At 74.3% G+C, this 24,095-nt stretch carries 17 protein-coding genes; 12 read left to right on the top strand and 5 right to left on the bottom strand.

The genetic code is table 11. From position 1 onward, the window contains the following. Nucleotides 1-131: 131 nt before the first annotated feature. From ACWGN5_RS02065 to ACWGN5_RS02080, 4 genes are all read left to right on the top strand, one after another. A complete protein-coding gene (locus ACWGN5_RS02065; RefSeq protein WP_453510677.1) occupies nt 132-752 on the top strand; it encodes a TetR/AcrR family transcriptional regulator in 621 nt (206 codons plus the stop codon). 64 nt (nt 753-816) lie between these two features. After that, a complete protein-coding gene (locus ACWGN5_RS02070; protein WP_453510678.1) occupies nt 817-2,289 on the top strand; it encodes a flavin monoamine oxidase family protein in 1,473 nt (490 codons plus the stop codon). Further along, nucleotides 2,286-3,164: a TetR family transcriptional regulator C-terminal domain-containing protein gene (locus ACWGN5_RS02075; RefSeq protein WP_453510679.1), complete on the top strand. Its 879-nt coding sequence runs from the start codon at nt 2,286-2,288 to the stop codon at nt 3,162-3,164. The genes ACWGN5_RS02070 and ACWGN5_RS02075 overlap by 4 nt, the downstream gene beginning before the upstream one ends. A 58-nt stretch (nt 3,165-3,222) precedes the next feature. After that, entirely contained in the window at nt 3,223-5,199 is a 1,977-nt protein-coding gene (locus tag ACWGN5_RS02080; RefSeq protein WP_453510680.1) for an oxidoreductase, read from the top strand. 66 nt (nt 5,200-5,265) lie between these two features. Here ACWGN5_RS02080 and ACWGN5_RS02085 read toward each other — a convergent pair whose 3' ends face one another. Both ACWGN5_RS02085 and ACWGN5_RS02090 read right to left on the bottom strand, forming a co-directional pair. Then, nucleotides 5,266-7,509, bottom strand: a complete 2,244-nt coding sequence (locus ACWGN5_RS02085; protein WP_453510681.1) for a SpoIIE family protein phosphatase — start codon at nt 7,507-7,509, stop codon at nt 5,266-5,268. A 97-nt stretch (nt 7,510-7,606) separates the two neighbouring features. Next, the gene (locus tag ACWGN5_RS02090) at nt 7,607-9,310 is read right to left on the bottom strand and encodes a protein kinase domain-containing protein (protein WP_453510682.1); all 1,704 of its coding nucleotides are present in this window, start codon (nt 9,308-9,310) and stop codon (nt 7,607-7,609) included. Nucleotides 9,311-9,511: 201 nt separating this feature from the next. On the opposite strand from ACWGN5_RS02090, the gene ACWGN5_RS02095 reads away from it, so the two are divergent. The 3 genes from ACWGN5_RS02095 (at nt 9,512) to ACWGN5_RS02105 (ending at nt 11,506) form a co-directional block, all read left to right on the top strand. Beyond that, the gene (locus tag ACWGN5_RS02095; RefSeq protein WP_453510683.1) at nt 9,512-9,991 is read left to right on the top strand and encodes an Lrp/AsnC family transcriptional regulator; all 480 of its coding nucleotides are present in this window, start codon (nt 9,512-9,514) and stop codon (nt 9,989-9,991) included. Nucleotides 9,992-10,257: 266 nt separating this feature from the next. After that, nucleotides 10,258-10,653, top strand: coding sequence for a TOBE domain-containing protein (locus tag ACWGN5_RS02100; protein WP_453510684.1), 396 nt, complete (start codon nt 10,258-10,260; stop codon nt 10,651-10,653). A gap of 235 nt (nt 10,654-10,888) precedes the next feature. Continuing rightward, nucleotides 10,889-11,506, top strand: coding sequence for a DinB family protein (locus ACWGN5_RS02105; protein WP_453510685.1), 618 nt, complete (start codon nt 10,889-10,891; stop codon nt 11,504-11,506). A 6-nt stretch (nt 11,507-11,512) separates the two neighbouring features. Here ACWGN5_RS02105 and ACWGN5_RS02110 read toward each other — a convergent pair whose 3' ends face one another. Next, on the bottom strand, nt 11,513-13,573 hold the full coding sequence (locus ACWGN5_RS02110; RefSeq protein ID WP_453510686.1) for a SpoIIE family protein phosphatase: 2,061 nt from the start codon (nt 13,571-13,573) through the stop codon (nt 11,513-11,515). Between the two features lie 323 nt (nt 13,574-13,896). Here ACWGN5_RS02110 and ACWGN5_RS02115 point away from each other — a divergent pair, with 323 nt between their 5' ends. Then, entirely contained in the window at nt 13,897-15,516 is a 1,620-nt protein-coding gene (locus tag ACWGN5_RS02115) for a serine/threonine-protein kinase (RefSeq protein ID WP_453510687.1), read from the top strand. On the opposite strand, the gene ACWGN5_RS02120 is transcribed toward ACWGN5_RS02115, so the two are convergent. Beyond that, the gene (locus tag ACWGN5_RS02120) at nt 15,498-15,776 is read right to left on the bottom strand and encodes a response regulator transcription factor (protein WP_453510688.1); all 279 of its coding nucleotides are present in this window, start codon (nt 15,774-15,776) and stop codon (nt 15,498-15,500) included. The genes ACWGN5_RS02115 and ACWGN5_RS02120 overlap by 19 nt on opposite strands. Before the next feature lie 388 nt (nt 15,777-16,164). Further along, nucleotides 16,165-16,650 (bottom strand): DUF2000 family protein, encoded by a 486-nt coding sequence (locus ACWGN5_RS02125; RefSeq protein WP_453510689.1) that lies wholly within the window; start codon nt 16,648-16,650, stop codon nt 16,165-16,167. Between ACWGN5_RS02125 and ACWGN5_RS02130 the strand changes: the two genes are divergently transcribed. From ACWGN5_RS02130 to ACWGN5_RS02145, 4 genes are all read left to right on the top strand, one after another. Next, entirely contained in the window at nt 16,649-17,476 is an 828-nt protein-coding gene (locus ACWGN5_RS02130) for a helix-turn-helix domain-containing protein (protein WP_453510690.1), read from the top strand. The two genes, ACWGN5_RS02125 and ACWGN5_RS02130, sit on opposite strands and share 2 nt — an antisense overlap. Before the next feature lie 315 nt (nt 17,477-17,791). Next, nucleotides 17,792-19,423: an FAD-dependent monooxygenase gene (locus tag ACWGN5_RS02135; protein WP_453510691.1), complete on the top strand. Its 1,632-nt coding sequence runs from the start codon at nt 17,792-17,794 to the stop codon at nt 19,421-19,423. A gap of 22 nt (nt 19,424-19,445) precedes the next feature. Further along, entirely contained in the window at nt 19,446-20,972 is a 1,527-nt protein-coding gene (locus ACWGN5_RS02140) for a flavin monoamine oxidase family protein (protein WP_453510692.1), read from the top strand. Continuing rightward, nucleotides 20,969-24,091 (top strand): ferritin-like domain-containing protein, encoded by a 3,123-nt coding sequence (locus ACWGN5_RS02145; protein ID WP_453510693.1) that lies wholly within the window; start codon nt 20,969-20,971, stop codon nt 24,089-24,091. Before ACWGN5_RS02140 ends, ACWGN5_RS02145 begins: the two co-directional genes overlap by 4 nt. Nucleotides 24,092-24,095: the final 4 nt, after the last annotated feature.

A 24,095-nucleotide genomic window follows, 5' to 3' on the forward strand; every position in this document is an offset into this window, starting at 1 on the left:
GGCGGACTCCTACGGCGGCACGGGGGAGGGTCACGTACGGAGCGGCACATCATCTGACTGAACGGCCAGTCAGTAGCCAGCACTGTGAGCCCGGCCACATCGCACTGTCAAGAGCTGTGTAGGGTAAAGCCGTGGCCAGAGTCCGGTTGAGCGTGGAGGAACGGCGCGCGGAGATCCTGCGCGTCGCCGTCGAGCAGATCGAAGCCCGCGGCGTCAGCGGCGTACGCATCGCGGACGTCGCCTCGGCGCTCGGGGTCAGCAGCTCCCTGGTGCTCTACCACTTCTCCACCAAGGAACTCCTCGTCGCCGAGGCCTTCGCCCACGCCGCCGAGGGAGACCTCGCCCACCTGCGCCGACTCCTCGACAAGCCCCGCACCAGCGCCGTGCTCCGGCTGCGCTCGGCCGTGCGCTGGTACGCGCCGACGGGCCAGGCCAAGGGCTGGCGGCTCTGGATCGAGGGCTGGGCGGCCGCGTTGCGCGAACCCGCCCTCAGGAAGGTCGCCCACGACCTCGACCAGCAGTGGAAGGCCGCGATCGCCGACGTCGTCGCACAGGGCGTGACAGCCGGCGAGTTCGTCTGCGACCGCCCCGAGGACGTGGCCTGGCGCCTGACCGCGCTGCTCGACGGACTGGCCGTGCAGATGACCTCGTACAAGGGCCCGCTCAGCCGCGCCACGATGCTGGAATGGGTGGACGACGCGCTCGTGACCGAACTGGGCATCGACCGCGCGACGTTGACGGCCGACCGATAGGGCCAGATCCGTCCCTGCCGCAACCATTGACGGGCCCGTCAGTGTTGCCGCATCCTCTCGGGCCATGGAGAGACAGAGCGGAACGCGTCTGATCGAATCCGATGTCGTCGTCGTGGGCGGAGGGTACGCCGGGCTTGCCGCGGCGCTCCGACTCCACGACCACGCCGTCGACTTCACCCTGATCGAGGCCGCCGACCGGGTCGGCGGCCGGGTCCTGACCGAGATCCGACCGGGCGGCGGACCCCTCGACCACGGCGGCCAGTGGGTCGGCCCCACCCAGACCCGCCTCGTCGAACTCGCCGCGCGCTTCGGCTGTCCCACCTTCCCCACCTGGGAGAAGGGCAGCCACATCGAGGTCTGGCACGACGGCACGAGGGTCCCGTACACCGGCGCCGCCCCCGCCGACGGACCCGGCATCACGGAGTACGTCCGCGTCACCGAGCTCCTCGACACGTTCGCCCGCACCGTCGACACCGTCCGGCCCTGGCGCACGGCCCGCTTCGAGGAATGGGACGCGCGGACGGCCCGGTCCTTCTTCCGCTCCGAGACCGACGACGTGGACGCCCTGCGCCGCCTGGCCCTCGCCGTCCAAGGGCTGTGGTGCGCGGAGCCCGACGAGATCTCGCTCTTCCACGTGCTCTTCTACATCGCCGCGGCCGGTGGCTTCGAGCAGCTGATGGAGACCCGCGGCTGCGCCCAGGACAGCCGGTTCCGCACGGGCGCCGCCGGACCGGCCCGCGCGGTCGCGACCCTGCTCGGCGACCGCGTCCGCCTCGGCGAGCAGGCGCTCTCGCTCGCGTACGACGCCGACGGCGTCCACGTCCGCACCGCGACCACCGTGCTCCGGGCCCGCCGGGCGATCGTGGCCCTGCCCCCGCACGCCGTACGGGCCGTGGGCTTCGCGCCGCCCCTGCCCGCCGCCCGGGACGGCTGGCTCTCGCACAGCCCGATGGGGCGGGTCGCCAAGATCCACGCGGTCTACGACACCCCGTTCTGGCGCGAGGAGGGGCTGTCCGGGGTCGCGACCCTGTACGACGACGGGCCGATCGGCGTCGTGTTCGACAACTCCCCGGAGGACGGTTCGCACGGCGTGCTCGTCGGATTCGTGTACGGCGACCGCGTGGACGGCTTCACCGCCCTGGACGAGACCGGCCGCAGGGCCGCCGCACTGGCCGGCCTCGTCTCCGTGGTCGGCCCCCGGGCCGGACGGCCGCGCGACTACACGGAGAAGATCTGGCCCCAGGACCCCTTCGCCCGCGGCGGATACGAGGCCTACACGACGCCCGGCGGATGGAGCGGGCACGGCGAACGCGGCTGGCGGGAGCCGACCGGGCCCCTGCACTGGGCGGGAACGGAGACCGCGTCGGAGTGGAACGGCTACATCGACGGCGCGGTGTCGTCGGGATACCGGGCCGCCGACGAAGTCCTCGCCGGCCTGGCCGGGGCGGAGGGGGCGAGCGCTGTGGGCGGGTTGGGCGAGGCGAGCGCTGTGGGCAGGTTGAACGAGGCGAGCGGGGCGGAGGGGGTGGCGCGATGACAGTGATCCGGCAGGCGCCGAGCGACGACGCCCGGGCCGTGGCCGATCGGGCACGCCTGGTGGTGCGGTCGGCGGCGGTCAGCCAGCGGGAGTTCGCCGCCCGCATCGGCATGGAGCCCACCGCGCTGTCCAAGGCCCTCAACGGCAGCCGCCGCCTCTCGGCCGGTGAGCTCGCCGCCATCGCGCGGACCGGGAAGGTGTCCCTGCGGTATCTGCGGACCGGGGAGGGACGGCCGCCCACCGCCCCGGACGACCCGGCGGTGCCCGAAGGGCGACGCCGCGCCGAAGCCGTCGACGCGGAGGTCCGCCGGGCCCAGATCCTGGAGGAGACCGCGCGGCTCATCGCCCGCCGCGGCTTCCATCAGGTGCGGGTCGCGGACATCGCCCGCGCCTGCGGGACCAGCACCGGCACGATCCACTACCACTTCCCCACGAAGGGCGACGCGCTGCGCGCCGCCCTGCACCACTACGCCGAACGGCTCCACCAGCGCCTCGAAGCCGAGTTCCGGGACGCGGACGGGCCGGTCGAGAAACTGCGGCGGCTGATCGACGTCCAGCTGATCAGCGGCGAGGACGACAACGACGAATGGTCGGTGTGGGTGCAGTCGTGGAACGAGGCGATCCTCGACCCCGCCCTGCGGGAGGGCCAGCGCGAGATCTACGCCCGCTGGCGGCGGACCGTGCTCGACCTGGTGCACGCCTGTCAGGACGAGGGGATGGCCACGGACGCCGACCCGGAGGCGCTGACCAGCCGGTTCACCGCCCTCGCGGACGGCCTCGCCATCCAGGTCCTCGCGGGGAACGGGGAGATGACTCCGGCCCGGATGCGGGACCTGCTGCTCGACGCGTTCGAACCGCACCTCACGCTCCGCTGACGGGGAGCGGCGGCCCGCTCCGGGCCGCCGCCCGTCCGGGCCCGAGAAAGGACGTCCCATGACGACGCGTTTCCCGCACCTGTTCAGCCCCCTGAGGATCGGCGGCGTCACCGTACCCAACCGGATCCTGTCCTCCGGCCACGACACGGTCCTGGCCGAGGACGGCGCGGTCACCGAGGACCTGATCGCCTATCACGAGGCGCGCGCCGCGGGTGGTGTCGGCCTGATCGTGCTCCAGGTCTCCGGCGTGCACGAGTCCGCCCGCTACACCACGCACGTGCTGATGGCCACCGACGACGCGTGCGTGGCCGGCTATGCCCGGCTCGCGGCGGCGGTGCACCGGCACGGTACGAAGGTCTTCGGCCAGCTGTTCCACCCCGGCCGGGAGATCCTGGAGTCCGCGGACGGCACGGCTCCGGTGGCGTGGGCGCCCTCGGCCACGCCGAGCGAGCGCTTCCACGTCATGCCGCGCGCCATGACCGAGGCGGAGATCCACGAGGTCGTCGACGGCTACGGACAGGCGGCCCGCCGGCTGCGCGAGGCCGGGCTCGACGGCGTGGAGGTCGTCGCCAGCCACGGGTATCTGCCGGCGCAGTTCCTCAGCCCCCACGTCAACGTCCGGACCGACGGCTGGGGCGGCGACCGCGAGGGGCGGCTGCGGTTCCTGCGCGAGGCGCTGCGCAGCGCACGGGCGGAGGCACGGCCGGACTTCGCCGTCGGCCTGCGCGTCTCGGGCGACGAACTGAGCCACGACGGCCTGGACACCGAGCTGGTCCTGGACACCGTCGCCCGGCTCGACGCCGAAGGACTCCTCGACTACGTCTCGGTGTGCGCGGGCAGTTCGTCGAGCCTGTCCGGGGCCGAGCACATCGCTCCGTCCATGTTCCGGCCCGTCGGCTACACCGCCCCGCTGGCCGCGAAGGTACGCGCGGTGGTCGGCGTCCCGGTGATGGTGGCCGGCCGGATCAACCAGCCGCAGGAGGCGGAGCAGATCCTCGCGGACGGGCAGGCCGACGCCTGCGCGATGACCAGGGCGCTGATCTGCGACCCGGAGCTGCCGGCCAAGACCGCCGAAGGCCGTACCGAGGAGATCCGTGCGTGTATCGGCTGCAACCAGGCCTGCATCGGCCACTTCCAGCTCGGCCACCCCATCTCCTGCATCCAGCACCCGGAGACGGGGCGGGAGCGTCGCTTCGGGGTCCTGCCGCTCGTGACACGGCGCAAGAAGGTGCTGGTGGTCGGCGGCGGGCCGGCCGGCCTGAAGGCCGCTGCCGTGGCGGCCGCACGCGGCCACGACGTGGAACTGCACGAGGCGGGCCGCCGTGTGGGCGGCCAGGTGCTGCTTGCCGAACGGCTTCCGGGGCGGGCCGAGTTCGGCGGGGTGGTCACCAACCTGGAGGGCGAGGCGCACCGCGCCGGAGTCCGCGTCGTGACGGGCTCGCGGATCGACGTCGCGGAGCTCGCCGCCGCGGCCCCGGACGCCGTGATCCTCGCGACCGGGGCCCGGCCCCGCCGACCGCGCCTGGAGCTGATGGACGACCCGGTGGTGCTCGACGCCTGGTCGGTGATCCGCGGCGACGCCGAGCTCCCCCGCGGCCGCCGGGGGCGGATCGTGGTGGCGGACTGGCGCGGCGACTGGATCGGCCTCGGCGTCGCCCTCCTCCTGGCCGGCCAGGGCCGGAAGGTGACCCTCTGCGTGACCGGCTTCGCGGCCGGCGAGCACCTGCAGCAGTACGTACGCGCCGCGATGCTGGCCCAGGCCGTGCGTGCCCGGGTCGAGATCGTGCCCAACGTCCGGCTCTACGGCGCGGACGACGACACCGTCTACCTCCAGCACACCCTGACCGAGGACCCGGTGGTCCTGGAGGGCACGTCCGGGGTCGTCCTGGCCCAGGGCCACCTCCCGGTCACCGACCCGGACCCGCTCGCCCTGGGCCTCGCGCCCGACCGTGTCTTCGCGGTGGGCGACCGCGTCAGCCCGCGCACGGTGGAGGAGGCGGTACTGGAGGGCCTGACGGTGGCATCCGCGCTGTAGACGTGGCGCGGGCCGGCCGGGGGACGGCGACCGCCGCGGACCCGGCCCTGCTCCGCCGGACCGGCTCTAGGCTCCGTCGCCGCCCAGCTCGGCCCAGACGGTCTTGCCCTCGTCGGTGTACCGCACGCCCCAGTTGTCCGCGAGGGAGGCGCAGATGAGGAGGCCGCGGCCGCCCTCGTCGACGGCTTTGGCGTGGCGGAGGTGGGGAGCGGCCTGTCCCGCGTCGGTCACCTCGCAGGTGAGGGACGGGCCGTCGGCGATGAGGCGGAGGGTGACGGGGGCGGCGCCGTAGCGAAGGGCGTTGGTGACGAGTTCGCTGACGACGAGCGTCACCGTGAACGGGTCGGCGGGATGCTTCCAGCGCCTCAGCCGGTCCTCGACCTGGGCCCGCGCCGTACCGACGGCGGACAGGTCGTACGGGACCTCCCACGCGGCCAGTTCGTCCGGCGGCAGATGGCGGGTACGGGCGAGGAGCAGGACCCGGTCGGGGGCGAGGAGCCGTTCCACGTCGTCGGCCATCGCCTCCGGGTCGCGCTCCGGGTGCGCGAGGGCCGCCATCAGGTCCTCCGCCCGCGGCCCTTCGCCGGCCGAGGCCAGACAGAGGGTGCTGCCCTCGGGAGGGAAGAGCGTCGCGCAGGCGAACGGCGGGCCTTCGCCGCCCAGCAGGGGCCCCTCGTCGAGCGGCCGGCTGTCCGCCGAGCCGTCGGGGTGGACGACGACGAGCAGCGAGGCACCGGCACGCGCGATGTCGAGCCGCCCGTCGACGGGGTCGTGGACGGCGATCGTGCATCCGGCGGTGGGGTGCGGGTCGACGGGGGCGGGCACGGCGAGCTGCGCGCCGGGGGCGGCGGCGGACACGGTCAGCGGGGCGCCGCCGTGGGTGAGCGGCACGGTGTCCGGGGTGCCCCCGTGGGTGAGCGGCGCGGTATCTGAGGTGCCCCCGTGGGTGAGCGGCGCCGTGTCCGGGGCGCCCCCGTGGGTGAGCGGCGTTGCCCCGGGCGCTCCCGCCGGGGTCGGCGGCGCGGCGGTTCGGGTCCCGGGCGTCCCCTCGCCCTCCGCGGCGAGGCTGAGCGTGGTCGCGTGGAGGCGGGCGAGGAGTTCGTGCGGGTCGAGGTCCAGCGTGGTCAGGCTGTGGACGGCGGTCCGCAGCCTGCTCATCGTGGCGACGGCTCCGGGCCCAGGGGACTCGACCTGCCCCACGACGAGGGCCACGCGCGCGCCCGGCAGGGGGATCACGTCGCACCAGGAGCCGGCGCCACTGCCGCCCGGCCGGTGGCGGCGGGCGACGTCGACGGCGCTCTGGGTCGCCTCCTCCCTGGGCGGCGGCCAGCTCTGCAGGGCGGTCATGACGATGTGTTCGCGGGTGTACCGGAGCGCGTTCTCCAGGCAGTTCGCCGTACGGGACGCCAGGGCGTCGGCGAGGGCGCGGTCGTCGGGGCCGTACGGCTCCCCGTCGTCGAGGCGTCGGAAGGCGACCGCGCCGAAGATCTGCCCCCGTACGGTGAGCGGTACGACGAGGCGCGTGGCCGGGCCGTCGCCCGTCCCCGCCGGCGGGAACGGGCCTTCCGCGGTCGGCAGCCGGTCCCCGAAGATCCCCGGCAGCAGGACGGCGCCGGCCTCCGGGACCTCCGGTCCGTGCTCCGTCCTGCCGGTGGCGGCGCAGCGCAGCAGCGGGACCGTGTCCCGGTACTGGAGGGCCGGGTCCTGGCCCCGGAAGACGGCGTCGGTGAGGGCGACCACGACGGAGTCGGCGAACGCGGGCACGGTCACGTCGACGAGTTCCCGGGCGGTGCGTTCCACGTCGAGGCCGGTGCCGATGCGCTCGTGGGCGTCGTGCAGGAGCCGCAGCCGGGCCTGCGCCCGTTCGCGGTCGGTGACGTCGGTGCTGGTGACGACCACGCCGAGCACCCGGCCCGCGCCGTCCTGGAGGCGGTGCGCGGAGGCGGAGTAGACGTGCTCGGTGTGCTCGGCGCCGGGCGGGTGCCCGGAGACGAGCCGGTCGGTCGCGGGGCGGCCCGTCGCGAGGACCTCGCGCAGGACGGCTTCGTCGATGTGCACACCGGCGTACGAGGCGTACGCCTCGACCGCGGGCATGCCGAGGACCCGGTCGGCGGGGAAGCCGTGGATCCCCGCGACGACGGCGTTCACCCGGACGATGCGGAGATCCGTGTCCAGGACGTGGAGTCCGATGTCGGCCTGGGTGAAGACGGCGTCGAGGACGGCGTCGCCCCACGCGGTCTCCGCGCCCCAGGGTTCGCCGCCCCCGGGCGGGGGCGTACCCGCCTGCTCCTGCTCACGGTATGCGTCCACTCGTCGTCGCTCCCGCCGGACGTGCACGGCCGCGCCTCAGCCGATGCCGACGAGCCTCTCCCAGATCCGGCCGTCCCGCGAACGCAGCAGGCCCCGCCTACCACTTCTCCAGGCAGTACACGTAGCCCGTGCTGTCCGTCCACAGGAGGCCGTCGGATCCGTTCGAGTGTCCCGCGCCGCAGGCGGACTCCTTCACCCCTCTTCCGTCCCAGGCATGGACCGCGGAGACCCTCAACTTGGTGGAGGGGCCCGCGCAGGAGCCCTCCGCCCACAGCACGGACGACGGAAGGTATCCCGAGTCGTACCTGGTCTCGTCCAGGCAGTCGCCTCTGACGACCTTCGGTCCGACGCAGAGGGTGGATCCGGGCCAGTGTTCGCTGGGCTGCGGATTCTTCGGGCAGGGACCGCCGGCGGCCGTGTGCGCCACGACCGCCATCGTCGCGGTGGGCGCGTCGCAGTCCACCTCGACGGGATTCACGGGCTTGTAGTCTCCCGGTCCGACGCGGGTGTTGGCCAGACAGACCGCCGCCGCCTGCCCGCCGTCGGACATGCGGTCGTGGACCAGGTATCCGCCCGTCGACACCGCGACGGCGAGCGCCGCCGCGACCAGGACCCTGACGCGCCGGCCGGACCCTCGGCCACCCGCCGCCGTGGTGGACACCGGGCGCGGGACCGGATCCGGAGCCGGAGCCGGTTTCGGGCGGGCGGTCCGTGTCGGGGCGGAGTGGAGCGCCGGTACGACGCCCGCGGGGCGGGGGGCCACGGGGTCCGGGGCTGCTAGGTCCGGGGCCACAGGGTCCGGGGCTGAGGGGTCCGGGGCTGAGGGGTCCGGGGCTGCGGGGTCAGGGGCTGCGGGGTCAGGGGCTGCGGGGGCGGCGCTCCCGGCCGAGGTCCGGGCCGGGCGGTCGGGGGCCTCCGGTGGTGGTACGTACTCGTGGCTCGCCCGGATCAGGTCCGTCCACGCCGCCGGAAGCAGTTCGCTGCCGCCGACGGGCCCGCGCTCGAAGGCGGCGAGGATGTCCCGGGGTGTCGGCCGGGACGACGGGTCCCGCTTCAGAAGTGGCCGGATCAGGTCGTCGAGTCCGCGCGGCAGACCGTCGAGCGCGACCTCGGCCCGCTGGACGTGTGCGAGGAGCCGGAAGGCGTCCGAATCCGGTGCGTACGGGGGCCGGGCCGTCGCGAGGTGGAAGAGCGTCGTGCCGGTCGAGTACACGTCGGAGGCCGGGGTGGAGGCCTCTCCGCGTGCCTGCTCGGGCGAGGTGAACGCGATCGTGCCCAGGGTCAGGGAGGTACGGGTCAGGTCGAGCGCGTGGGAGATGCCGAAGTCGATGAGCCGGGGACCGGACAGGGGCAGGAGCACGTTCCCCGGTTTGACGTCCCGGTGCACGATCCCCGCCCCGTGGAGGTCCACCAGCGCCTCGGCCATTCCGGCGGCGATCCAGCGCACGGCGTCCGGTGGCAGCGCGCCGACCTCCCGGACCAGCTCGGCGAGGGAGAGGGCGGGGACGTACTCGGTGGCCATCCAGGGCCGCTCCGACTCGGCGTCCGCGTCCAGTACGGTCACGGTGAACAGCCCGTTGACGCGGCGGGCCAGCGCCACCTCGCGGGCGAACCGCCGCCGGTCCGTCTCCGAGACCTCGCCCTCCGCGAGGAGGGTCTTGAGGGCCACGAGACGACCGCTGACCGTACGGCCGAGGTAGACCCGGCCCATGCCGCCGGCCCCCACCCGGGCGATCAGCCGGTACGGGCCCAGCCGTACCGGATCGTCGTCCCGCAGTGGCCGCAGCCGTGGCGCGCCCATTCCCATCCCCCCGCTCCCCCTTGCCTCCCGAGCCCCGAGGCACCGACCGTACGGGATCACCCTCCCCGTCGGCCGGGGAATGCGGGCGTTTCAGGTGCGCCGAACAGGCAGTTCCGGACATGCCACGGAAGCGGGGTGCGCGTGGGCGGCATGGGTAGAGTCGGAAATCGGACGAGCCGGGGCGAAGGAGGGCGACGGAGCATGGCGGTGGACGGACTCGACACGCGGATCCTGCGGCTGCTGATCGAGCAGCCGAGGACGAGCGTGCGCGAGTACGCGCGGATCCTGGGCGTGGCGCGGGGCACCGTGCAGGCGAGGATCGACCGGCTGGAGCGGGACGGGGTGATCACGGCGACCGGGCCGGTCCTCTCCCCCGCCGCCCTCGGGCATCCGGTGCTCGCCTTCGTGCACGTCGAGGTGACCCAGGGTCATCTGGACGAGGTCGGCGACGCGCTCGCGGCGGTGCCGGAGATCGTGGAGGCCTTCTCCATCACCGGCGGCGGCGATCTCCTGACCCGGGTGGTGGCCCGGGACGCCGGGCATCTGGAGGACGTCATCCAGCGGCTGATCCAGCTGCCGGGAGTGGTCCGCACCCGGACCGAGATCGCACTGCGCGAGCGGGTGGCACACCGGCTGCTGCCGCTGGTCGAGGCGGTCGGACGGCGTTCGGGAACGGCCTGAGCGACCGCGTCCGTGGTCAGAGGCGGTCGAACGGCGATGGGGAACGGCGGCCTGAGCGACCGCGTCCGTGGTCAGAGGCGGTCGGACCGCGATGGGGAACGGCGGCCTGAGCGACCTTGTCCGCCGGTCCAGGCGGTCGCGCGGCGATCGCGAACGGCCCGAGACACCACGTCCGTTGGTCGGTTCCTCCAAGTCGGCTGGCAGATGCCATGAGCCTGACGGTGATCGCTTGCAGATGAGATCCCCTTCCACCTAACGTGATCGCCATGCAGTCCTACACCATCGGTCAGGCCGCACGCCTGCTCGGCGTCAGCCCCGACACGGCACGCCGCTGGGCCGACGCGGGCCGGGTCACGACCCACCGCGACGAGAACGGCCGGCGCCTCATCGACGGCCGCGACCTCGCCGCCTTCTCCGTCGAGGTCGGTCAGGGCGCCCACGGGGACGAGGAGGAGCCCTACACCTCCGCCCGCAACGCCTTCCCCGGGATCGTGACCGCCGTCAAGCTCGGCGACGTCGCCGCCCAGGTCGAGATCCAGGCCGGTCCGCACCGGCTCGTCTCACTGCTCACCCGCGAGGCGGTGGAGGAGCTGGGCCTCGAGGTCGGCATGCAGGCGACCGCCCGCGTGAAGTCGACCAGCGTGCACATCGACCGGACCTGAACCCTCCGGGACGCGGAACTCCGGGAGCCCCGGGGTCCGCGGGCCCGGAGTCGGCGGTGGGGTCTGCCCGAATCCGGGGGGACGGGCAGCCCCCACACCGTCCTATCGGCGACTCCCCTCCACGCTCCCGTGACGGGGAGTCAACAGGCCTGATCCGGGCCGATATTCGCGTGCGCCCCACAGACGCCTGTGGCAGGGTTCGACCGCCCTGTCCCCGTGTGATCCGGAGCGTCCCGTGTCCCTGCCCGAGCGCCTCGTCCCCCTTCTCGACCAGTTCGACTTCGCCCGGAAGCGGCTCGCCGACCGCATGGCGGGACCGGTGATGGACAGCGGCAACGGTACGGACGTCGAGGTCGGTCCGATGACCGACGCCGAGTACCTGTGGGAGCCGGCGCCCGGCTGCTGGTCCGTCCGGCGGCACGCCGACGGCCCGGGGGCGCGCGCGACCCTCCTGGTCGGCGCCGGGGAGTGGGGCCGGGACACGACGCTCCCGCCGCACCCCACGCCGCCGCCGTTCACGACGATCGCCTGGCGGCTCAGCCATCTCTCCGAGATGCTCGCGCTGCGCGCCGACCACACGAACGGCAGCCGCAGCCTGACCCGTGACGACTACGCGGTCAGCGGGGACGTCGCCTCCGCCCTCGCCGCCTTCGACGCCGCCGCCGACGCCTGGCGCGAGGCGCTGCTGTCCGTCGACGACAAGGCGCTCGACACGGTCGGCCACTGCACCTACCCGCACGGCAGCGACGCGGAGAACCCCTTCCTGGAGATCGTCTGGTGGGTCAACCAGGAACTTCTGCACCACGGCGCGGAGATCGCCCTCCTCCGGGACCTCCACCGGCTGCTCCCGTAAGGGGGTTCAGCGGGTCGTACGGGCCAGGAGCATCGCCACGTCGTCCTGGGCGGCCCCCGGCAGGAGCCGCCCGATGACCTCGTCGCACAGGGTGTCCAGGGGCCGGTCCAGCGGCCGGAGCGCCTCGGCGAGCTGCCGCATGCCCTGGTCGAGGTCCCGGTCGCGGGCCTCGATGAGACCGTCCGTGTAGAGGACGAGGAGTCCGCCCCCGGGCAGGACGACCTCCTCCGCTCCGAAGTCGTGCGCCCCGGTGCCGAGCGGCGTCCCGGGCGGCCCGTCGAGGAAGGTGATGGTGCCGTCCGGGGTGGCGACGGCGGGCGGCGGATGGCCCGCGCGGGCGATGACCCAGCCTCCGTCGGCCGGGTCGTGGACCGCGTACACACAGGTGGCCATCTCGTCCTCGCCGAGGTCGGCCACGACGGCGTCCAGGGAACTCAGCATGCGGGCCGGTGCGATGTCGTGGCGGGCCAGGGTCCGTACGGCGGTGCGCAGTTGGCCCATGACGGCGGCCGCGTGGATGCCGTGGCCCATGACGTCGCCGATGACGAGGCCCGTGCGGCCGCCGGGCAGCGCGATGACGTCGAACCAGTCGCCGCCGACGTCGTGGGAGCTCGCGGGGAGATAGCGGCCGGTGAGTTCGAGGCCGGTGACGTCCGGGAGCTCGTTGTTGGTGAGGCTGCGCTGGAGGGTGAGGGCGGCCTCCCGCTGGGTGGTGTAGAGCCGGGCGTTGTCGATGTTGAGGGCGGCGCGGGCGACGACCTCGTCGATGAGGACGCAGTCCTGCGCGTCGAAGGGCTCACGGGTACGGAGCCGGGTCACCGTGATCGCCCCGAGCACCTGCCCCCGGGCCACCAGGGGGACGAGCCGGGCCGAGCCGATGCGGGTGGCGAAGTAGGTGCGGAGCGACTCGGTGCGCGGATCGGTGAAGAGCTTCGGGATGTCGGAGGTGTAGAGGTTCGTGGGCCGCCCGTGGACGACCACCTGCTCGTACACGGAGTCGAGGGGGATCTGGAAGGTCTGGCCCGGGGCGAGGAGGGACGTGGGCGCGGTCGGGTCGGGGAAGCGGGCCGCGAGGCGCCGCAGCACCCCCCGGGTGGAGGCCGCCGGATCGTCGGGTTCGAGGACGGACTCCAGCATCTGCACGTCGGCCGAGTCGGCCAGCTGGGGTACGAGGAAGGCGACGGCCTCCTCGGCCGTCTGCTTCAGGTCCAGGGTGGTGCCGATCCTCGCCCCGGCCTCGGCGAGCAGGGCGAAGCGGTGCCGGGCCCGCTCGACCTCGATGTGCGCCTCCTGGCTCTCGGTGATGTCCACGAGGGAGGCGATCAGACCGAGCGGCCGGCGCTCGGCCCGGTCGACGAGCGGGGCGTAGGAGCAGGACCAGATGTGGTCGCGGTCGGGGTCGGCGGGGGTGCGGCCGACCCGGCGGGCGTCCACCACGGCCGTACCGCTCTCCAGGACCTGGCGCATGAGGGACTCGAGCGAGGCGGCGTTGACGCCGGGCACGACCTCGGTGAGCCGGTGGCCCACGTGCCGGGCGGCCGACACGCCGTTCATCCGGGCGAGGGCGTCGTTGACGCGCAGGAAGCGCAGGTCGGGGCCGAGCAGGGCGAGCCCTATGGGCGACTGGGTGAAGAGGCTCTCCATCGCCGCCAGGTTCTCCCGCATCCGCAGGACCTCGGAGGTCTCCACGGCGATGAGCATCGCGCCCGGGCGTCCTTCCGGGTCGGCGGCGGGGACGATCCACATCTCCATGGTGACGGTGTGGCCGTCGCGGTGGCGGACGGGCAGCGTGCCGACCATGGTCTCGCCCGCCTGGACGCGGTCGGTGAGCCGGTCGGCGAGCTCACGGTTCGCGTCGGGGACGAGGAGCGGGGTCGCGAGCCTGCCGAGGACGTGCTCGGGCCGGTGGCCGAGGAGGTCCTGCGCGGCGAGCGACCACTCGACGATGCGACCCTCGGCGTCCTCCCGCCAGAGGGCGATCGGGAGCAGCTCGCGGAGCACGCCCGCATCACCGACGGCCGCCCGGGGCGGCTGCGGAACCCTGCTCGACGACTGGTGAGTCTCCAACGCATCGACCTACGCATCGGCCTGGCCCCAGGGGGCGCAATCCCTACCGAATCACCCTAGCCGAGGAGCCGTCGGCGGGCGCTGCGCAGTGCGGCCGTTCGGTTCCGTAGTTCTACGGATGTGCGGGGCGGCCCGGGGCTGCGAGAGTCGGTCCGACCTCTGTGCGTACGGAAACGGGCGGCCAGCGCCTGGCGGCGCGCGGGCGGCTCCGTCACACTCGGTGACCACGGGGGCGTGTACGGCGAGGTGGGCGGGGTCGGGACCGGGGCGGGCGGCCGTCCGCGCCCCGAGGAACAGGGTGTGACCCGAGTACAGGGGTGCGTGTGAGCAGAGTGATCGACGGCCGTTTCGAACTGGTGGAGCGGCTGGGCGGCGGCGGGATGGGCACGGTGTGGCGCGCCCGCGACCTGGCCCTCCACCGTGACGTGGCGGTCAAGGAGGTGCGTCCGCCGGACCCGGCGATGGCCGAGCACGACGTCGAGGGGGCGAGGACCCTGCGGGCGCGCGTGCTGCGCGAGGCGCGTGCCCTGGCGAGGATCGACCACCCCAACGTGGTGACGATCCATCACATCGTGGACGCGGGCGAGGGCACCTACCCGTGGCTCGTGATGGAGCTGGTCACCGGCGGCTCCCTCCAGGACCGCCTCGACCGGGGCACGATGACCCCGGGCGAGGCCGCCGCGCTCGGCCGCGACCTGCTGTCCGCCCTGCGCGCGGCCCACGAGCGGGACATCGAGCACCGCGACGTGAAGCCCGCGAACGTCCTGCTGCGACCGGACGGGCGACCGGTGCTCACCGACTTCGGCATCGCGGCGATCCGCGAGTCCACCGTCCTGACGACCTCGGGTTCGATCATCGGCTCGCCGGACTACATGGCGCCGGAACGGATCCGGGGCGGCACGAGCGGACCCGCCGCCGATCTGTGGTCGCTCGCCATGCTGTTGTACGTGGCGGTGGAGGGCCACCATCCGCTGCGCCGGGAGAACACCCTGGCCACCCTGGCGGCCGTCCTCTCCGACGACGTGCCCGCTCCCCTGCGGGCCGGTGCGCTGACCGACGTACTGACCCGGCTGCTGGTACGGGACCCGGCCGCCCGTCCCGACGCGGAGGAACTCGACCGCGCGCTGGCGGCGGTCGGGGCGGCGGGGCCGGTGGCCGCCGCCGGGGCGCCCGCCGCCGAGGACGGAGGGACGACCTCGTTCCGGCTGGCACCGCCGGCCGTCACACCGGAGAGCCCGGCGGACGGCGCTCCCGCGGGGACCGCGCCGGTGGCGGCGGCACCGGCCTCCGTGGCCGGACGGCGGCGGCGCGGGCGTCTCGGCCGGTTCCTCGGGGCGGCAGTCGTGGTCGTGCTGGCCGTCGGGCTTCCCGTGGCTGTCATGAGCGGGGAGTGGCGGCCGGCCGACCCGGGGAGCGGGCCGAGCGCCGCCCCACCCACGCGGCGGACGCCGACATCGTCGGCTCCGGCCGGGGCGGCGGCTCCCGAGAAGCTCGATCTGCTCACGGCCGACGGGGTACGGACCGCCGTGGCCGCGGTCAAGGCGGCCTCCGGCGGGGCGAAGGTCACCGGGTTCGTCGTCCACCCGGACTACGCGGTGGCCCAATCGCTGGTCAAGGGCAGCACGAAACGGTACGACCGGTACGTGTACCGGGGCGGCGACGTGGCCGTCCGGCAGGGTCCCGGCGGCACCGCCTTCCCGGGCGCGGTCCCCGCCGACCTGGACGCGTTCGCCTGGGAGACGCTGCCGGCGCTCATGAAGCGCGCCGACAAGGAGCTGGGCGTCGACCGGCCGACGAGCCGCTACCTCGTCCTCACCCCGGGTTCGACGCTCCTCGGGAGCGAGGCGGGCCTGAGCGTCCACCTGTCCGACACCTACGGCGTCGCCTATCTGACCGCCGACGCCAAGGGCCGGGTGACCGCCACCTATCCCCGCAAGGACTGACCGGCCGGCGTCCCGTCCCTGACGACCAGCGAGGCAAGACCGGCGCGGGTCTCCACGCCCGTCTTGCGGTAGACGCGGGCGACATGGCTCTCGACCGTGCGCGGGCTCAGGCAGAGCCGGTCGGCCACGGCCTGGTTGGTGAGCCCCTCGGCCACCAGGGCCGATATCTCCCGCTCGCGCGGGGTGAGGACGGCGAGCCGCCCGCCGGTGGCGCCACCCCGGGGCGGTGCGGGAGTGCGGTCGGCCAGGTCCACCAGCATGCGGGCGCCGGCCCCGGCTCCGGACGGCGGCGGACTGCCGGGCGTCGCCCGAGGCCTGGAGCTGTGGTGCGGCGAGGAGCAGGCTGTGGGCCTCGCGCAGGACCGCCCCGGAGCCCGCGCAGTCCCGAGCGGCCTCGGTGAACTCCCGGGCCGCGGCCACCGGTTCACCCCGCCCGGCCAGGACCCAAGTCCGCGAAAGCGTCCATGTCACCGTCCCCCTGTCCTGCTCCTGCCCCCGCTCCCAGTTGTACGGCACGCCACCGACATCGGCCTCAGCCGGTGGCGAGGTCCTTGAAGGCGCGGGTCTGTTCCGTGATGGCCCGCGCCGTGGCTCCTGGAGTGCGCGCGGCGCGCGGCCGGGTGACGGCCCCAAGCGCCGGCCGGCCGCTCAGGGATGCATCCTGGCGCCCTTGAGCACCTTGTCCACGGCGTTGCGCGGCCCGTACACGGCGATCCCCGCAAGATCGAGCTGTCCCGCGCCCACGGCCCGTACGGCCGCGCGGTTGTCCCCGTCGTTGCCGGTGGTGAAGAGGTCCGTCGTGAACACGGCGCGGGGCAGCCCTCGGGAGAGGGCCCGGCCGTGCGCGGCGGTCAGCGTCTCCTTGGTCCCCTCGAAGACCAGGACGGGCTGGCGGAACATCGGCAGGTACGGGGTGTCGTCCGCGTCGGCGTACCGTTCGCCGATCACCTCGGGGAGCTCCGTGCCGAGGCCGCTGACCAGGAACGCGGTGACGTTCAGCCGCTGCCAGGTCTCCAGGTCCTCGCGCAGCAGCACGGCGATCTTGGTGTCGAAACGTACGGGGGTGTGGTCGGTCGTCGTCATGCTCCGAGACTGCCGCCGGCCCCTCGGCGCGGTCTTGTACATTTCTTGCATGGTGGCCCACACGGCGACCCGTCAGGAGGTCTCGGCGTGGCGCCCGCGCGTGCCGGGTGTCGTGGAGGTGTTCCACGCCCGGTTCACCGAGCACGCGTACCCGATGCACGTGCACGACGTGTGGACGCTGCTCATCGTGGACGACGGCGCGGTCCGGTACGACCTCGACCGGCACGAGCGCGGCACTCCGGGCGACACGGTGTCCCTGCTTCCGCCGCAGGTCCCGCACAACGGCTCGCCCGCCACCTCGGACGGCTTCCGCAAGCGGGTCCTGTACCTGGATCTGACGCAGCTGGACGAGAGCTTCATCGGTCCCGCGGTCGACGCGCCCGATCTGGTCGACCCGCTGCTGCGGCGGCGCGTCGGGCAGTTGCACACCGCGCTCGCGGAGCCGGGTGACGAGCTGGAGGCGCAGAGCCGTCTCGCCCTCATCGGCGAGCGGCTGCGCGGCCATTTGCGGCCCCGGTTGATCACGCCCGCGCGTGCGGCCGATGCCGGGGTGGCGCACGGCCTGCGGGAGCTCCTGGACGCGCGCCTGGTCGAGGGCGTGACGCTCGACGAGGCCGCCCTGCTGCTGCACGCCCATCCGGCGCATCTCGTACGGGCGTTCAGCGGGGCCTTCGGCATCGCACCGCACCAGTACCTGACGGCCCGGCGGATCGACTGGGCGCGGCGGCTGCTGCTGGACGGGCAGCCGCCGGTCGAGGTGGCGGCCGCGACCGGCTTCTACGACCAGTCGCATCTGAACCGCTCGTTCAAGCGGATCGTGGGCACCACCCCGGGGCGCTTCGCCCGGACGCGAGGCGGTGCGTCCGCGCTGTCGTGAACTGGCCACCGGGCGAGGGCGCGAAGGCGTTCCGGAAGCGGTCGGCCGGCGACCGGGCGTGTGCCAGGAGCGCGTGAACCCGCTCGGAAAGCGAGCGATCCTGCGCGGAAAAGTGACGAACGCGCCAAACACTCCCTCCGCGACCCCGCGGACGACCGAATTCCACCTCTCGTCACCCAAACGGACCAGATGATGCACAGGTAGTCATCCTGCCTGGTCGCAGTGACTCCAGCGCCCCGCCGCACGCCCTGTCGAAGCCGATCTTCCGCCCGCACTCTGATCACCAGGGAGCGGCGAGCGGAAAGCGGGGGCCGAGTGGACACAGGCAAGGACGTGGACGTGTGCGTCGTCGGGGCCGGACCGGTCGGACTGACGCTCGCGATCGCCCTGCGCCGGCTGGGGCTGCGGGTACGGATCGTCGACAAGGCGCCGGCCGCCAAGCACGAGGCCCGCGCCCTGGTCCTCTGGGCGCGGGCCCGTGAGGCGCTCGACGCCCTGGGGGTCGGTGGGCTGCTGCGGAGTCACGGGGTGGAGCTGGACGCGGTCACGATCCACGCGCGCGACCGGTTCCTCGGCGAACTCACCACCGGCTGGGCACTCTCCGCCCACGCCCGCCCGCTCAACATCGAACAGCACGACATCGAACGGCTCCTCTGCGAGGAACTCGCCCGGCTCGGCACTCGCGTCGAGTGGGACACCGAGGTGACCGACGTCGAACTCCACGAGGACCGGGCCGCGTTCACGCTGCGCCACGGGGACGGCGGCGTCGAGTCCGCGGCCGCGCCCTGGATCGTCGGCTGCGAGGGCACGGCGAGCGTCGTCAGGGACCGGCTCGGCATCGCCTTCGAGGGCCGTCGCCGCACCGGCCTCCAGGTCGTCCAGGGCAACGCCCGCCCCACCTGGCCGCTCGGCGAGCGGCCAGGACGCGGGCACATCTTCCTGGCCCCGCACCGCTCGCTGCTGGTCTTCCCGCTGCCCGGCGGCGGTTTCCGCTTCTTCTGCTTCCGCGACGATCCCGACCCCGGCCTGACCCCCGCGCCCACCGTGGCCGAACTGCGCGACCTGGTCGCCGACACCGCCCGGATGCCCGGCCTCCGTCTGGACACGACGGAGCCGCTCTGGCTGAACCGGGCCCGGTTCAGCGACCGGGTCGCCGCCCGGCTCCGCCACGGCCGCGGACTGCTCGCCGGGGACGCGGCGCACGCCTGGGCGCCGGTCGGCGGCCACGGCATGAACATCGGCATCCTCGGCGCCCACAACCTCGCCTGGAAGCTGGCCGCCGTGCACCGGGGGCAGGCGGACGAGCGGCTCCTGGACACGTACGGCGAGGAGCAGCGGCGGATGGCGGTGCGGTACATCCGCGAGATGCGGTTCAACGTCATGGAGCTGCCGCTGCCGCCGCTGGGCCACCGGGCGTTCACGGCCACCGTGCCCGCGGCGCTGGCCCGGCGCGGCTTCCAGCGCCGGCTCGACCTGCGCCTGAGCGACCTGCGCCGCAACCACCGGGGCGGCGCCCTCTCCTGGCACCACCCCGCCGGGCATCGCCGGCGCGGCCCGCGCGCGGGCGACCGCGTGCCGGACGCGAGGGTGACCACCGCCGGAAGTCCCGTCGCCTGTCGGCTGCACACCCTCCTCGCGTACGAGCGGTGGACGCTGCTCCTGCACGCCGTGCGGGCGGAACCCGGGCTGCTCGACGCCCTGTGCGCGACCTGCCTCCGGTTTCCCGTGCCGGTCCGGATCCTGCCCGTGACGCCCCGGGACCGCATCGAGGCCGGACGGCTGTGCCACCCGGACGACCTGTGTCTCGTCCGGCCCGACGGATACGTGGGACTCGTCGCCCCTCTCGCCCGCACCGCCCTGCTCCGCGACTACCTCGCGGCGCTCGCCCCCGACCGCCGCGGAGCCGCCCCGGGGCCCCGGCAGATCCGCCCACACCGTGCGCACTGAACCGATGGGGAGTCGGACCGTCATGCAGACCACCACCGCCGTGCAGCCCCGTCCTGTGCCGCGCGCCCGGCGGCGCACCCGCGCCAACAGCACGGTCACCGTCGTCGGCGCGGGCATGGCCGGCCTCGTCGCCGCCTACGAGCTGGAGCGGCTCGGCTTCCGGACCGAGGTCCTGGAAGGCAGCCGGCGGCTCGGCGGCCGCGTCCGCACCCATCGTTTCGGCCCGGCGGAGGGCGCGCCGTTCGTGGAGCTCGGCGCGATGCGGATCCCCACCGGGCACCGCCGGACGATGCACTACGTCGAGCACCTCGGCCTCGGCGATCAGGTCCGGCCGTTCACCACCCTGCTCGCCGAGGAGAACGCGTACCTCGCGACGAGCACCGGACCCGTACGGCTCCGGGACGCGCCCCGGGCGCTGATCGCCGATGTCCTGGCCTCGCTGCCGGGTCACCGCTACCGCGAGGAGACCGTGGTGTTCGGCGCGTGGCTGACGGCCGTCGTCGACGCCGTCGCACCGCCGGGGCTGCGGTCCGGGCTCCGTGCCGACCTGGCCCGGGACCTGCTCGACCCCGTCGAGGACGTCGACCTCTCCCCGTATCTGCTCGGCCACGCCAAGGACCGGATCGACGTGCACGGGCTGTTCGCGGCGCACCCGGGGATCCGGGCGGGCTGCGGCTCGCGGCTCAACGGCTTCCTCGACGACATCCTCACCGAGACGAGCCCCGAACTGGTCCGGCTGGCCTGTGGCATGGACCAGCTCGTCCAGCGGCTCGCCGCGCGGATCCGGGGGCCGATCTGGCTGGGCCAGCGGGTGTCGGGCTTCGAGGTGGCCGCCGACCACGTGCGCGTGCGGCTCGGTGGCGGCGGGGCGCCGGCCGCTGTCCGGCGGTGCGACTACGTGCTGTGCACGGTGCCGTTCTCCGTACTGCGCGGGATGACCCTGACCGGCTTCGACGAGGACAAGCTCGCGGTGGTGCGGGAGGTGGACTACTGCCCGGCGACCAAGGTGGCGGTGCACTGCCGCGAGCCGTTCTGGGAGCGCGAGGGCATCCGGGGCGGCGCCTCGTTCAGCGGGGGCCGCATCCGGCAGACGTACTACCCGCCGGCGGAACCCGTGGGGACGGCGGATCCGGCGCGGGGCGCGGCGCTGCTCGCGAGCTACACGATCGGCGAGGACGCCGAGCACCTGGGCCGGATGTCCCCCGCGCTGCGGCACCGGACGGTGGTCGGGGAGCTGGGGCGGCTGCATCCGCAGCTGCTGCGGCCCGGGATGGTGCGGGGTGTCGCCAGCCTGGCCTGGGGCGAGCATCCCTGGACGGCGGGCGGCTGCACCATCCGCTGGGGGCGGTCGGCGGCCGCCTGCGAGGAGCAGCGGCGGCGGGCCGTGCGGCCGCAGCACCGGATGTTCTTCGCCGGGGAGCACTGCGCGACCGAACCGGCCTGGATCGAGGGCGCGGTGGAGTCGGCCCTGGAGGCCGTGTCCCTCATCGCGAGGCACGCGCCGGGCCGGGGCGTGGCGCCGCGGGCCGGACTGGGGGCGGCGGCATGAGCGTGTTCGACCTCCCCCGGCTGTACTTCGCCGGTACGGCCCTGACCCTGCTCCCCACGGGCCCGCGCGGCGGTCTGGTGGACCTGGCGGGGAACACCGCGCTGCGGGCCACGGAGGGCGGCGCGCCGGTCCCGTTCGGGGTGGACGGGCCCGCCGGGGAGTACCACGCGCACCTGGCCGGACAGGGGGCGTGCGGCGGGCACTTCTCGGGGAACGGCCATCTCGTCGTGGAGGCCCGGGTGACCGGGGTGCAGCGGACGGCCGGAGCCGTGGAGGCCTCGGACCCGGTGGTGGGGCGGGCCGTCGACCTGTGGGGGCACTACAACCCGTACCTGGGGACGACGGTGAACCGGGCCCGGGTCTTCGACGTCGACCCCGCGTCCGCGTGGACCACGACGCTGATGGGCGGCCGGTTCGCCTTCGGCCGTGACGGGCGCTCGCACGACACGGGTTATGTGTGCGCCGGGGACCTGACCGGCTTCATGCCGCCCCGCTGGCACGGCTTCTCCCCGGTGCGCCGCACGCTCCACCAGTGCGTGGTCGAGGCCGGCGAGGGGCTCGACTGGCCGGCGGGCTCGGCGGACTCCCCCGCCGTCCGCGCCCTGAGGGCGGCGGCGGAGGCGCCCGGAGGCGGCGGTCTGCTCGTCCAGTTCACCCTGGAGGAGTCCCCCGGGGCCGGGGAGGACGCGCCCGGGCGGTGGTCCCTGCGGGGTGTCGTCGCGCCCTGGCACCCGGACGAGCCGCGCACGCACCCGGCGGGCCGGCTGCTCGCCCCGTACGGGGCGGGCAGCCGCACGGGGCCGTGCGCGGTACGGGTGTCCCCGACGGAGGTGTCTTTCAACTCGCCTTTCGCAAGCACTGGTTCAGGGCCCGTCGAGCTGCGGACGGCCCGCTCGGACCTGCCTGTCGCCGTGTTGCCGGACGGGATCCCCGGCGGCGCGGTGACGACCGTGCCGGCGGCGTCGGCGGAGGGGGTGCGGAGGGCCGGGTCGGAGGGGCTGGTCGTGGTGGCCCCGGGCGGAAGCGGCACCGTGCTGCTGCGGGAGCGCGAGGAGCTCGTCCTGACCGACGAGGCCTGCCTGATCCTGGAGCACCCGGACCCGGAGCGGGGCGACGAGCATGCGGTGGAGGTCCCGGTCCGTACCTTCGTACGGGGCAGGCCGGCGGCTCTCGACGCGGTCGTCGTCCGTCAGTACCCCAACCCCCGCGCCCTGCCCCTCGACCCGGCGGCCTCGGCTCCGGACGCCCGCTGCGGGGACGTGGAGATCGTTCGGCTCCGGGCGGGCCGGGTCGCCGGGGAGAAGCCGGAGGGCGCGGACGCCTCCTGCCGGCTCGCGACGGACGCGCGCGGGCGCGGCTGGTTCACGGTCTCCGGGGCACGGGCCGGCACGGCCAGGCTGCTGCTCGCGGCCGGTCCCGAGGAAGTGCCGCCGGTCGATCCGGCGGCCCCCGGCTCGGCCTGGGCCTGCTACGACCACGAGGACGCCCTGGGGTTCTGGCCGTGGGCGGGTTCGGCGGCGGTGCGGGTCCTGCCCGACGACTGGCATCTGGACGCCGTCCTGCAGCGGGACGTGACCTTCGACCTGCTGCACCGCGAGGTGTTCGCGTACTACGAGCAGCTGTTCCCGTTCATGCGCGACGAGGTGTTCAGCCTCGCGGACCGCTGCAAGGTCGAGACGTACGCGAAGCTCATCTGGCAGATGTGCGATCCGGCCAACAAGGACCGCACGTACTACATGCCGCCGACCCGCGACCTGTCCCTGCCGAAGGCGCGCCTCCTGCTCGCGTACCTGCGGGCGCGGAGCGCGGCGGCGGCCGTGCCTCCCGCGGCGGTCCCGTCGCCGGTCCGCGCGTACCCGCAGATCACCACGCGGGCGCAGCTGCGGGCGGCGCTCTGGCAGGCCGTCACCGTCGAGCTCGCGACCTCCCTCCAGTACCTGTACGCGGGGTACTCGGTGCCCACGCACGGCACGGGGTTCGCGTACGTGCGCAGCGGGGTGTGGACGCCGCGCCAGCTGCGGCTCGCGTGCGGGGACGGCGGGGAGACCCTGGCCAAGGGGGTGCGGGACAGCCTCTTCGACGTGGCCCGGGAGGAGATGATCCACTTCCTGGTCGTCAACAACATCCTGATGGCGATGGGCGAGCCGTTCCACGTCCCGGAGATCGACTTCGGCACGCCGGGCCGGCTGCCGCTGCCGCTGGACTTCGCGCTGGAGCCGCTGCACCTGGGCAGTCTCCAGCGGTTCATCGCGATCGAGCGGCCCGAGCGCCTCGCGGGAGGTACGGGGGCCGCCGACGGGCACAGCCCGTTCGGTTCGCCGAGCGAGCTGTACGCGGGCATCCGGGAGGGCCTGACCCGGGTCCCCGACCTGTTCCTCGTGGAGCGGGGGCGCGGCGGCGGCGAGCACCACCTGTTCGTCGGCGAGACGGTCAACGCCCTGCATCCGGACTACCAGTTGGAGGTGGACGACCTGGCGAGCGCGCTGTTCGCCGTCGACTTCGTGACCGAGCAGGGCGAGGGCGGTGTCCTGGACGCGGAGAAGGCCGGTACGGAGTCCCACCACGAGACCTTCGTCCGGCTCGCGGACCTGCTGATGACGGAACGCGCCGACGGCCCGCACGGGGCGGGGACGCCGTGGCAGCCGGCGTACCCCTCGCTGCGCAATCCGACGCTCGACCCGGGCCGTCCCGGACGGGCGGCGGTGAGCGATCCGCACGCGCGCGAGGTGATGCGGCTCTTCAACCGCTGCTACTTCATGATGCTCCAGCTGATCGTCCAGCACTTCGGGGAGAGCCCGGACGCGAGTCTGCGGCGCTCGAAGCTGATGAACGCCGCCATCGACGTGATGACGGGGATGATGCGCCCGCTCGCCGAGCAGCTGATGCCGCTGGAGTCGGGGTGGCGGGGGCGGACGGCGGGGCCGTCCTTCGAACTGGAGGAGCCGCCGGTGTACCTCGCGCGTCCCGATGTGGCCCGGCGCGGTTTCGCGATGCGCTTCCGGCATCTCGCGGCGATGGCCCGCGCCTGCGAGGGCGTGCCGGACCGGGTGCCGGAGCTGATGGCCTGGTACGCGGAGCGGTTCGAGCACGAGGGGCTTCGAGCACGAGGGAGGAACTGAGGCC

The organism is Streptomyces sp. NPDC055815 (assembly GCF_053616475.1).